The sequence below is a fragment of the Pseudomonas sp. Irchel 3A18 genome, assembly GCF_900187465.1.
Classification (GTDB): Bacteria; Pseudomonadota; Gammaproteobacteria; order Pseudomonadales; family Pseudomonadaceae; genus Aquipseudomonas; species Aquipseudomonas cichorii.
The window spans coordinates 154051-167676 of sequence record NZ_FYDI01000007.1 but is presented as its reverse complement, the minus strand read 5'-3'; the positions used below and the strand labels follow the sequence as shown (position 1 = coordinate 167676).

At 61.9% G+C, this 13626-nt stretch carries 1 protein-coding gene; it reads left to right on the top strand.

Features of this window, described 5'->3' with window-relative positions:
• Positions 1-13605, top strand: a complete 13605-nt coding sequence (locus tag CKW23_RS16220; RefSeq protein ID WP_095067967.1) for a non-ribosomal peptide synthetase — start codon at positions 1-3, stop codon at positions 13603-13605.
• Positions 13606-13626 lie beyond the last annotated feature (21 nt).

Below are 13626 nucleotides of genomic sequence, written 5' to 3'. Positions count from 1 at the left end.
TTGAACGACCGTAACGAAAGTCTCGACCTGTTGAAACGCGCTGCCCTGCTGCGCCTGCTCCAGCAACGCGGTGCCAGCCGTACAGAGCGTGCGCCTCAGGATGCAATCGAAGCGGCAGACCGCAGCGCCGCGCTGCCACTGTCGTTCGCCCAGCAGCGCCTGTGGTTCCTCGACCAACTCGATCACACCGCCAGCGTTGCCTATCACATGCCCGCGGCCTTGCGCCTGACCGGCACGCTGGACAGAGCAGCACTCAAGTCTGCACTCGACCATCTGGTGGCGCGCCACGAAAGCCTGCGCACGACCTTTGAACAGAAAGGCGAACAACCGGTGCAGGTCATCGCTGCTGCCGACAGCGGCTTTGTGCTGGTGGAGCAGGATTTGCGCGGCCAGCCCCCTGAACAAGCACGCCTGAGTGCCACCCGGCTCAGCGAGGCCGAGGCTGCGGAGCCTTTCGACCTGCTCAAGGGGCCGCTGATTCGCGGTCGCCTGCTGCAAGTGACCGATGAAGAACACCTGCTGCTGATCACCCAGCACCACATCATTTCCGATGGCTGGTCCATTGAAGTGCTGGTCCGGGAGTTCTCGACCCTTTATGAAGCCTTTGTCGGCAACCAGCCCAATCCTCTGCCGCCCTTGTCGATTCAGTATGCCGACTACGCCGCCTGGCAACGCCAGCGCATGAATGGCGACCTCCAAGCGCAACATCTGGAGTTCTGGCGCAATCACTTGAGCGGCGCGCCAGCCCTGCTGACGGTGCCCACCGACCGGCCGCGTCCGCCGGTGCAAAGCCATGAAGGCAGCACCCTGAAATTCGCTCTGCCCAAGGAGCTGTCTCGCGCAATCGGTGCCTTTGCCCAATTGCGCGCCGCGACGCCATTCATGACCCTGATGGCCGCCTGGGCCGTGCTGTTGACCCGCATGAGCGGCCAGCAGGACGTGGTGATCGGCACCGTTGCCGCCAATCGTGACCGCCAGGATGTACAAGGGCTGATCGGCTTCTTTGCCAATACCCTGGCGTTGCGTGTCCGTTTGCAGGCTGACCCGAGCCTGGATGAAGTCATGGCCCAGGTGCGCAACCTGATGCTGGAATCGTCGAGCTATCAGGACACGCCATTCGATCTGGTGGTGGAAGCGCTCAAGCCACCGCGCAGTGCCAGCCACAGCCCGATCTTCCAGACCATGCTCTACACCAATGCCGGCAACGACTCGGAACAGCTGCGCCTGCCGGGCCTGACTCTGGAGTTCCTGTCTTCGCGCCAGGAAGACACCCAGCACGATCTGTCCCTGCACATCGATGAGGGCGGTGAGCAACTGGTGTGCAGCCTGTCCTACTCAACGGTACTGTTCGACGCATCGACCATCGAACGGCTTTCCCGACGCTTCGAGCGGGTGCTGCGCTATTTCACCGATGCGCCACAGACCCGAGTAGGCGCAATTGATCTGGACCCGGATCTCGATCTGCCTCAGGTGCAGCCGACCGGCCACGATGCACTGGAAACACCACTGTCCTGGCACCAGGAACGTATCTGGTTCGTCGACACCTTTGAAACCGGCTATCTGTATGCCGCCAACCCGATCTACCACAACATTCCGCTGTTGCTGGAGCTAGACGGAGAGATCGACAACAGCGCCCTGCAAACGGCCCTCAATAGCCTGATGGCCCGCCATGAAATCCTCCGTTGCCGGGTCCTCAGCGATGGCGCCAGAGCCTGGCAGCGTTTTGAAACGAAGGCCGCACTGCCCCTGAACTGCCTGCAAGCCGCAACCGGTCAATGCACCGCCATTGCTCTGGAAGATGCAGCGCAACCGCTGCACATGGACGGCGGCGGACTGGTGCGGGCGACGCTGGTACAGGACGGAAGCCGGAAGTCGGTGCTGGCCATTACGGTTCATCACTTGCTGGCCGACCGGGCTTCGATGCAGATCATCAAGCGCGACGTGCTGGAGCTTTATGACGCCGCCTGCTCGGAGCGCGAGCCGCAACTTCCAGACCTGCCGGTCACCTATCGCGATTTCGCCCAATGGCAGCGTCAGTTGCCTGCCGCGACCCGTGAATCCCTGCGCTCGTTCTGGGCCTACCAATTGCGCGGCAAGCTGCAGCCCATGGAACTGCCCCTAAACCGGCCACGTGCAGCGGTTCATGTCTTCACACCAGCCACTCATGCTTTCGAGTTCACGGCCAGGCAGGTCAAGGCCGTGGAAGCCGTTGCCCGCCGTGCCGGGGTTTCCACTCAGAGCCTGGCACTGAGTGCATTCACCGCCCTGCTGCGTCGTTATGCCGGGCACGACGAACTGGTAGTCGGAACCACCGCTGCCTGCCGTGAAGACCAGGCCTTGCAAGACATGGTCGGCCCGGTCGGCAACCTGCTGGTGCTGCGCGGTGCCTGTGATGAAAACACCTCGCTGCAAGGCCTGCTGACCCAGACCGCGACCAGACTGGCCCAGGCCCACAAGCACCGCTACATGCAGTTTGACCAACTGGTACTGGCCATCAACCCCGACAAGGACATGAGCCGCACCGCGCTGTTCGATGTACTGTTCAACTTCGAGCAGGCTCGCCAGACGCCTGAACAGGTTGCGGGCCTTGGGGTTCGCACCCTGGAAACCAGCCTGGGTTACGGCAAGAACGACCTGCACCTGCTGATCGTCGCCAGCGAAGCTCAGTGGCAGGGTCATATGACCTACAACGCCGACTTCTTCGATCAGGATTTCATCGCGCAACTGATGCAGCATTTCGTGCGTCTGCTGGACGCCTTTGCGGGCGATACCGAACAGGCGGTGGATGACATCCCGCTACTGGATGAACAGGAAAAACTCCTCCAGGCCTTGCACTGGAACGACACCGAAGCCGCTTACCCGGCGAATGCAACGCTGCATCAGTTGTTCGAGGCGCAGGTTCTCGCTACACCGGAGCACATTGCGGTCAACAGCGACGAAGGCCAGCTCACCTATAAAGCCCTCAATGAGCGGGCCAACCGTCTGGCCCATCGCTTGCGTGCCAGCGGGGTCGCTACCCAGGAGTTGATCGCCATTCTACTGGACCGCTCGCTGGACATGATTGTCAGCACCCTGGCCGTGCTCAAGGCCGGCGCGGCCTATGTGCCCATCGACCCGGCCTCGCCTGCCGATCGCATGGCCTACATTCTGAAAGACAGCGGCGTGCGCAAGATCATCGCCCGGGCAGACACCGCCAAGTCATTAGCGGACACGGCCCTTGAAGTCTTCGATCCTGCCCCGTCGGACAAAGAACGCAGCACCGCCGCCAACCTGGACAACCTCACGGCGCCGGAACACTTGTGCTACGTGATCTACACCTCGGGCTCCACCGGCCAGCCCAAGGGCACCTTGCTGGAACACCGCAACGTGGTACGCCTGCTGCACAACAGCCGCAGCCCTTTCACCTTTGGCAGCGACGATGTCTGGACCCTGTTCCACTCCAACGCCTTCGATTTCTCGGTATGGGAAATGTTCGGCGCCTTGCTGCACGGCGGGCGTCTGGTGCTGGTGCCGGAACCCGAGCGCCGCGATCCGGCGCTGTTCCTCGATTTCCTCGAACGCGAGCAGGTCACGGTCCTCAACCAGACACCCTCGGCCTTCCTGCCACTGAGCGAAGCGGCGCTCGGACACAAGGAAACCGCTCTGCGCGCCTTGAAATACGTGATCTTCGGTGGCGAAAGCCTGGAAGTGAACCGTCTGGCAGCGTTCCATGGCGCTTTCCCCGAGGTGGCGCTGGTCAATATGTACGGCATCACCGAAACCTGCGTGCATGTGACCTTCAAGCACATCAAGGCCGACGACATCAACGTCGGCATTTCCAATGTGGGACGGCCGATCCCCACCACTGTGACCTACGTCATGGATGGCAAACAGCGCCTGCTGCCGGTGGGCGTACCGGGGGAAATCTGTGTGGGCGGCCTGGGTGTGGGCCGTGGCTATCTGAATCGCCCGGAACTCACTGCCGAGCGCTTTATCAACGACCCGCTGCGCCCTGGCGAGCGCCTGTATCGTTCGGGCGACCTGGGCAAACTGTTGAGCAATGGCGAAATCGTGCACCTGGGCCGTATGGATGCGCAGGTCAAGATTCGTGGTTTCCGCATCGAGCTGGGGGAAATCGAAGCCAAACTGCTGGCCTGCGACGGCGTGCATGAAGTGCGGGTACTGGCCCGCGACGATGCCCGCCAGGGTAAACGCCTGATCGCCTACCTGATTCCCGAGCCGGGCGCTGCGATTGAAGTGGCGGCCCTGCGCAAGCAGTTGGGTGCGACCTTGCCGGACTACATGGTGCCCAGCGCCTTTGTCAGCCTGAATGCCTACCCACTGACCGCCAACGGCAAACTGGATCAGGACGCCCTGCCCGCTGCGGGTGTGGACTCAATGTCCGAGCGCGGCTATGAAGCGCCGCAGGGCGCAACCGAACAGGCACTGGCACAGATTTATCAGGAACTGCTGGGAGTCGAGCGCATAGGTCGTCGCGACGGCTTCTTCGAGCTGGGCGGTCATTCGTTGCTGGCCGCGCAACTGGTGTCACGTGTCCGTCAGGTGCTGGGCGGCGAACTGATGCTGCGTGAGCTGTTCAGCCATCCTACCGTCGAAGAACTGGCCAGGGTCATCCGCACACTGGCCCCGTCCACAGTTGCCGACATTCAGCCCGTCGACCGTGAAGCTCCGCTGGTCCTGTCCTTCTCTCAACAGCGCCTGTGGTTCCTGGATCAACTGGACCCCAATGCCAGCATCGCTTATCACATGCCGGCGTCCCTGCAATTGCGCGGCGACCTGAACACTCAGGCCTTGAAAGCGGCACTGGATCATCTGGTGGCGCGTCACGAAGGGCTGCGCACCACCTTCAAGCGTATCGGTGAACAGCCGGTTCAGGTGATTGCCGCCACCGACAGCGGTTTCAGTCTGACCGAACACGACCTGCGCGCCCTGCCTTTCGAGGAAGCGCAATCCAGCGCGGCACGTATCGCCCAGCGCGAAGCGGCAGCACCTTTCGACCTGCAGCAAGGCCCGCTGATTCGCGGCAGCCTGGTGCGCCTGGCCGATGACGAATACCGCTTGCACATCACCCAGCATCACATCATTTCCGATGGCTGGTCCGTGGGTGTATTGGTCAAGGAATTCGCACAGTTCTATGAAAACCTCAGCCAGGGGAATACGCCCTCGCTGGAACCACTGGCGATCCAGTATGCCGACTATGCCGCCTGGCAGCGTAAAACCCTGGCTGGCCCGCAACTGACCAGCCAGCTTGAACAATGGCGCGAACACCTCAGTGGCGCGCCGACCCTCTTGACCCTGCCTGCCGACCGCCCAAGACCGGCACTGCAAAGCTATCGCGGTGCCGATGTGCCACTAGCACTGAGCCCGCAGTTACTGGCCCAGGTGGAACGTTGCTGCAAGCAACACGACGTCACGCTGTTCATGGTCCTGCTCAGCGCCTGGTCGGTGTTGATGGCACGGCTGGGCAACGAGCGCGATGTGGTGATCGGCGTGCCGACAGCCAACCGTGGCAATGCGCAGGTCGAATCCCTGATCGGCTTTTTCGTTAACACGCTGCCGGTACGGGTGCAATTGCAGGACAGCCCGAGCGTCGGGCAACTGCTGGTGCAAGTCCGGGATACGCTATTGGCGGTCCATGAACGTCAGGAGGTGCCTTTCGAGCATGTGATCGAAGCCTTGCAACCGCCTCGCTCCCTGAGCCATAACCCGTTGTGTCAGGTTGCTCTATCCCTGAACAACACCCCGGACGATGGCCCGCTGAACCTGCCAGGCCTGACTCTTACAGCATTGAATCAGGCTCAGGAAACCTCGCAGTTCGACCTGATGCTGTCCCTGGCGGAAAACACCGGGGAACTGGGCGGTGCCATTCAGTACGCCACCGACCTGTTCGACCGCGCAACCGTGGAGCGCTTCGCGCAATCCTTCCAGGTCTTGCTGGAGGCCTTTGTCAGAGACAGCGAACAACCGGTTATGGCCTTGCCGCTGCTGACGCCAGCCCAGCGAGAAGCGCATCCGTCACTGCGCCCGCCTGTGGCGAGCTTCAACACGCCTGCCCTGATTCATCAGCGCTTCGAGCAAATGGCGGAACAACAGCCGCACGCCATTGCACTGCAATTCGCCGAACGTCAGGTCAGCTATCAGGAACTCAACCGTCGGGCCAACCGCATCGCCGGGCAATTGCTGGAGCTGAACGTCAAACCCGACGATCGGGTCGGTATTCTCGCCGAACGTGGCGTGGACATGCTGTGCGCCATTCTCGGTGTGCTGAAAGCCGGTGCGGCGTATGTGCCACTGGACCCGGCCTACCCTCAGGCACGCCTGAATTATCTGCTGGAAGACAGCCAGCCAGTGGCCCTGCTGGCCCAGCCCGCCAGCCTGGATGCCTTGGGCGCTCGTCCCGATATTGCGCTGATCGAGCTCAACCCGCAAACCAGTCCCGGAACGGCAACGGACGCGACCCTGGACCGCAACCCGACGCCGGACCTTGGCCCGCAGCACCTCGCTTACGTGATTTACACCTCCGGCTCTACCGGGCTGCCCAAAGGCGTGCTGGTGGAGCACGGAAATGTGGCTCGGCTGTTCGATGCAACGCAAAACAGTTTCAGTTTCGGCAGCGACGATGTCTGGACGCTGTTCCACTCATTCGCCTTCGACTTCTCGGTCTGGGAGATCTGGGGAGCCCTGGTCTACGGCGGCAAGTTGGTGATCGTGCCCACCGAACTGGCACGCTCGCCGGACGACTTCCATGCACTGGTCTGCCGTGAGCAGGTCACTGTGCTGAACCAGACGCCGAGCGCCTTCCGCCAGTTCATCGAAGCCGCCGGGCGCAGTGGCGAAACACACAGCCTCAAGGAGGTGATTTTCGGCGGCGAAGCCCTGGACGTTCGTACCCTGCGCCCCTGGACGCAGAACACGCCGCTGACCCGCACCCGACTGGTGAATATGTACGGGATTACCGAAATCACTGTGCACGCCACCTTTCATGCCGTCAGCCAGGCTGAAATCGATGCAGGCGATAACGGCCTGATCGGCGAACCGCTGCAGGACCTGTGCCTGCGCATTCTGGATGCCTTCGGGCAGCCGGTGCCCGTCGGGGTCGAAGGTGAGATCTACATTGGCGGCGCAGGTGTCGCTCGCCATTACCTGAATCGTCCCGAGCTGAATGCCGAGCGTTTCATCGCCGATCCGTTTTCCGCCAGCCCCCAGGCACGCCTCTACCGTACCGGTGACGTGGCGCGTTACCGGGCCGATGGCCAGGTCGTTTACGTAGGCCGCAACGATTCACAGATCAAGATTCGTGGTTTCCGTATCGAGCTGGGCGAAATCGAATCCCGTCTGCAAGCCTGCGACGGCGTGCGTGAAGCCGTGGTGATCGTGCGTGAAGATGCGCCCGGTGATAAACGTCTGGTGGCTTACCTGATCGCCCATGAACAGGCGACGCTGGAGTCGTCGGCCCTGCGTTCGCAACTGGCCAGTACCCTGGCCGAGCATATGATCCCGAGCGCTTTCATGCCCTTGTCGGCCTGGCCGCTCACCACCAATGGCAAGCTGGATCGCAACGCACTGCCCGCGCCGGATCGCACCGCAACGGCAACCCGCGAGTACGAAGCACCCGAAGGCGCGCTGGAAATTGCCCTGGCCTCGGCCTGGCAGGAGCTGCTGGGTATCGAACGAGTGGGTCGCGAAGACCACTTCTTCGAGCTGGGCGGGCATTCGTTCCTGGTGATCAGCCTGATCGAGCGCCTGCGCCAGAGCGGAATCGTGCTGGATGTGCGCAGCGTCTTTGCCGCACCGACACTCAAAGCCATGGCGGCGGTACTGTCCACCGATACCGGGACTGTCAGCGCTTCTATCCCGCCAAACCTGATCCCTGACGGCTGCACGGACATCACTCCAGACATGCTGCCACTGGTCACGCTCACCGAAGCGGAGATCGAGCAGATTGTGGCCGACGTGCCAGGCGGTGCCGGCAATGTCCAAGACATCTACCCGCTGTCGTCACTGCAGGAAGGGATTCTCTTCCACCACCTGTTGCAGAACCAGGGCGATGCCTACCTGATGCGCACCGTGGTGAAATTCGATCAACGCGAGCGTCTGGACGAGTTTCTGGCGGCGCTGCAAAGCGTGATCGATCGCCATGACATCCTGCGCACGGCCCTGCGCTGGTCCGGCCTGCCGAAACCGGTGCAGATCGTGCAGCGCCAGGCAACGCTGCCGGTGAATGTGCTCGACAGCAGCCAGGCTGCCGATCCGTTGCAGATGCTGCATGAACACACCGACACCCAGACCCTGAGTCTGGATCTGCAACAGGCGCCGCTGATCGCGGCCTACATGACCTGGGACAGAACACGGGAGCAATGGCTGCTGGCGCTGCTGGATCACCACCTGATCAGCGATAACGTGACCCTGCGCCTGATCATGTCGGAGATCTACGCCATCCTGCATGGCGAAGGTCACAGCCTGCCGCCGTCCCATCCTTACCGGAACTTCATTGCCAAGGCGGCCATGGTTTCCCAGGAAGAGCACGAAGCCTATTTCCGTAAACTGCTGGGCGACGTGGACGAAACTACTGCGCCCTATGGCGTGCTGGATGTTCAGAGCAGCGGTGCCGGCAATACCAAGGCCATCCGTTACCTGAGCGATGAGGTCAGCGCAGCCGTTCACCGCGTGGCCAAAATCCGTGGTGTGCCCAATTCCGTGCTGTTCCATGCGGCCTGGGGGCTAGTGGTCGCGGCCACCAGCGGACGCGACGATGCGGTATTCGGCACAGTGTTGTCGGGCCGCTCCCAGGGTGCCAGCGGTGCCGACCAGGCACTGGGCATGTTCATCAACACCCTGCCGATGCGCATTCGACTGGAGCAGAGAAGCGTCAACGACATCGTCCAGGATGCCTATCAGCAATTGAGCGAGCTGCTGACCCACGAACAGGCTTCACTGGCCCTGGCCCAGCGTTGCAGTGCGGTCGATGCCTCGATGCCGCTGTTTACCGTCATCCTCAACTGCCGTCATGGCGAGATGATCACTGCCGATGGCAGCAATATCGCTGAATTCGACAAGTGGGACGGTATCCAGTTCGAGGCTTCGGAAACCCACACCAACTATCCGATCGAAATTGCCGTGGCGACTGAAAACGGTGCAATCTCGCTGACCTCCCAGACCGTGGTCGGTATCGACCCGCAACGGATTGCCGATTATCTGGCACAAGCGGTGACTGTGCTGGTGGAAGCGCTGGAACATACACCGCAACGTCTGGCCGATACCCTCGACATCCTGCCTGTGGCAGAGCGCCAACTGGTGCTGAACGGTTTCAACCAGACCGCCAGCGACTTTGGCAGCCCTCGCCCTCTGCAGACCTTGTTCGAGGAGCAGGTTCAGGCTCAACCGGATGCCATCGCTCTGGTTCACGAGCAACAACAGCTCACCTATGCCCAGCTCAACCGTCGGGCCAACCAGTTGGCCCAGCGTCTGCTGTCCCACGGCATTCAGCCGGAACAACGGGTCGCCATCTGCGCGGAACGCGGTATCGAGATGATCGTGGCTCTGCTCGCCGTGCTCAAGGCTGGCGGCGCTTATGTGCCCATCGACCCCGATCACCCGACCGACCGTATCGCCTTTATCCTCAAGGACAGCAACGCTCAGGCATTGCTCTGCCAGCAGGCTCTGGTCGCTCACCTGCCTGCCGAGTCCTGCCGTCCGGCGCTGATCCTGCTCGACGAGCATGACCTTGCATCGGTCGATAACGATCCGCAGTACGACAGGAACATCGACCCTGCCGACCTCGGTCTGACCGCCGAAAACCTGGCTTATGTGATCTACACCTCCGGCTCCACCGGGCAGTCCAAAGGCGTGATGGTCGAGCACCGTTCGGTGTTCAACTTCAGCCAGGTCATGGCACGGACCACTCACGCCCATTGCCCGCCACAAGCCAATGTGGCGCTCAATGCCGGGTTCTACTTCGACATGTCCATCAAGGGCATCGCCCAGCTGTTCTTCGGTCACCGTCTGATCATCATTCCGCCATTGATTCGTGCCAATGGCCATGAACTGCTGGATTTCCTCGAGAAGCATCAGGTCCATGCTTTCGACTCCACGCCTTCGCAACTGGATACCCTGCTGGCGGCTGGCCTGCTGGAACGTCACAGCTACCAGCCGGTCAGCGTCCTGCTGGGTGGCGAAGCCCTGAATGCAGCAACCTGGGACAAGCTGCGCCAGAGCCGGAACATTCATTTCTACAATATGTACGGCCCGACCGAATGTACGGTCGACGCCTCGCTGGGCTTGATCAGCGAACTGGGCGAGCGCCCGAGCATCGGCAAGCCGCTGTCCAACATGCAAGTGCTGGTGCTCGACAAACGTGGCCAGCCAGTGCCGGTGGGCGTGACCGGCGAGCTGCATATCGGAGGCGCCGGTGTGGCACGCGGTTATCTGAACAATCCGCAAATGACCGCTGAACGCTTCTTCAGCAACCCGTTCTCCAGAGAGCAGCAGGCTCGCTTGTACAAGACCGGCGACCTGGGTCGCTGGAAAGCCGACGGCAGCCTGGAATACGCTGGACGCAACGACTTCCAGGTCAAGATTCGCGGCTTCCGTATCGAACTGGGCGAAATCGAAAGCGCGCTGCTGGCTTCTCCAGCGGTGCGTGAAGCGGTGGTAATTGCCCGTGAGGACAATCCGGGCGAAGCCAGCAGCAGCCGGTTGGTGGCCTACGTCTGTGGTGAGCCGACTTCTGCCGAGGAATTACGCGCCCTGCTGCTCCAGCGTCTGCCGGAGTACATGGTGCCCAGCGCCTTCGTGCAACTGGAATCCATGCCACTGACTGCCAACGGCAAGCTCGACCGTCGCGCCCTGCCCGCTCCGGGTCAGGAATCGCTGGCCAGCCGTGCCTATGAGGCACCACAGGGCGAGGTGGAAGAAGCCATTGCCAAAATCTGGCAGGACTTGCTGCATGTGGAGCGAGTCGGCCGTAACGATGGCTTCCTGGAACTGGGTGGCCACTCCTTGCTGGCAGTGCAATTGCTCTCCAGGCTGCGCCGCAAGCTCGGCACCCGGCTGACCTTGCGTGAGCTGTTCGACGCCCCGACTGTACGCGGTCTTGCAGCACGAGTGGAGTCAGCATCATCCGAACAGAGCCAGACCATCCCGCTGGCCAACCGCAAGGAAAAGCTCGCCCTGTCGTTCTCGCAACAACGGTTGTGGTTCCTGGATCATCTGGACCCGGCAGCCGGTGCCGCCTACCACCTGCCAGTGGCCCTGCGCCTGAGTGGACAACTGAACCCCGATGCCTTGCAGGCCGCCCTTGACCGTCTGGTGGCCCGCCATGAAAACCTGCGGACTTCGTTTGCACTGGTCGATGGCCAGCCGGAACAGAAAATCGCACCTGCGGACCGTGGCTTTTCGCTGACGCGGCATGATCTGCGTCAGTTATTGCCCGAGGAACGGCAACAGGCCATCGAGCAACTGGGCGAAACCAATGCCAGTACTCTGTTCGACCTGTGCAACGGACCGCTGCTCAGGGGTTGTCTGGTACAGGCTGGCGATAACGAGCATGTGCTGTTCATCACCTTGCACCACATCATCTCGGACGGCTGGTCCAACAGCGTTCTCGCCCACGAGATAAGCGTGCTCTACAACGCCTATAGCCAAGGCAACAAGGACCCGCTGCCAGCCTTGCCGCTGCAATACGCCGATTACGCCGTCTGGCAACGGCAGTGGTTGCAAGGTGCAGCCCTGCAGGCCCAGACCGACTTCTGGCACAAGCATCTGCATGGAGCACCCGCCTTGCTGAACTTGCCACTCGACCGGCCTCGTCCGGCGGTGCAGAGCTATGCCGGCGGCATCATCGACTTCGCCTTGCCCGACGGGCTGAGCGAACAGTTGCGTGCCTTCAGCCAGGCACAGGGCACCACCCTGTTCATGACCCTGCTTGCCGGCTGGTCGACCCTGATGACTCACCTCAGCGGTCAGGACGACGTGGTGGTCGGCACACCGGTTGCCAACCGCCAGCGTACCGAGCTGGAGCCTCTGATCGGGTTCTTCGCCAACACCCTGGCCTTGCGGGTCAAGGCCGAGCGTGAGACGAGCGTTTCCCGGTTGCTGGTCGGTATCAGGGACCTGACCCTGGCGGCTTTCAATCACCAGGATCTGCCTTTCGAGCAAGTGGTCAGCGCGTTGCAGCCAACCCGAAGCATGAGCCATAGCCCGTTGTTCCAGGTGATGCTCAGCCTCAACAACACGCCTCCAGCCCCCCTGACGCTGCCGGGTCTTGAGATCGAGTCGCTGGAAAGTGCTCATCACACCACCCAGTTCGACCTGTCACTGTCCCTCACCGAAGACCAGGGCACTCTATACGGCAGCATGCAGTACGCCAGCGACCTGTTCGATACCGCCACGGTGCAGAACATTCTCGATCTGTTCACCCTGAACCTGGAGCATCTGGTCGCTGATGCGCGGCAGCCGGTCGGCAAGCTGCTGGAGCAGTTGCCAGCACTGGTGCGTGCCGATTCCGCGCCGCACCTGCCGGCCTTGGCACTGGATGCACAGGAGGCAGAAGCCTTGCCTTATGAAGCCCCCCAAGGCGATACGGAGCTGGCCATTGCAAGCATCTGGCAGGAACTGTTCAAGACCGAGCAGATCAGTCGCCATGATGACTTCTTCAAACTGGGCGGCATCTCTCTGATGGCCGTGCAAATGACCTCAAGGCTGCGCAAGGTGCTGGGCAAGACCATCGCGGTTCGCGATCTGTTTGTCGAGCCCACCGTGGCCGGTTTCGCCCGGACGCTGGACCAGAAGGCTGGTCAGGCAGCACAGAACAATCTGGTACCGATCCGTCGCAACGGCAGCCAGCGCCCATTGTTCCTGGTCCACCCGCTGGGCGGCGAAGTGCAATACGCCCGGGACCTGGCACCGGAGCTGGATATCGACATGCCGGTCTACGGGCTGGCGGCCAGTGGCTTCGCAGCCGGTGAAAAGACGCCGACCACGATCCAGGCACTTGCCGCCAGCTACCTGACAGCGATTCGCGCCGTGCAGCCCAAGGGGCCTTACCGGATTGCAGGCTGGTCCGCTGGCGGTCTGATCGCCCACGAAATGGCGCATCAGGCCATTGCCGCAGGCGAAACCGTCGAGTTTTTGGGGATTATCGACACCTCGGTCCACAAGACGGCGCCTGCCGGGCAACCGATCAGCGAAACGCAGTTCCTGCTGGAGTGGCTGCCAGAAAGGATTGAGCCAAGCATCAGGCATGAGCTGGATGCCCATGCCGCCGCCAACCGGATCGATCAGATGCTTGTGCTGTGCCTGGCCAATGACCTGCTGCCGCAGGAGCTGGGCAAAGACATCGACGCTCAGTCACTGCGCACTCACCTTAAGGTGGCCCATGCCATCCGTCAGGCGGTCGATGCCTATGTCAGCCCGGTGACGGCGGTGAACGTATCGCTGTTTACCGCCAGGGATCAGGAGCGCGTCGATGCGGCACTGGGCTGGAGCGAGCTGCAGGGCGACCGTGTGCAGATCACTCCGCTGCGCGGCGAGCACAACACGCTGGTAACTGCGCCCTACGTCAGTGCACTGGGCGAGGCCATCACTCTGGCCTTGAAGCGTCTATAACTTCCAGCAGCACCGGCGGCC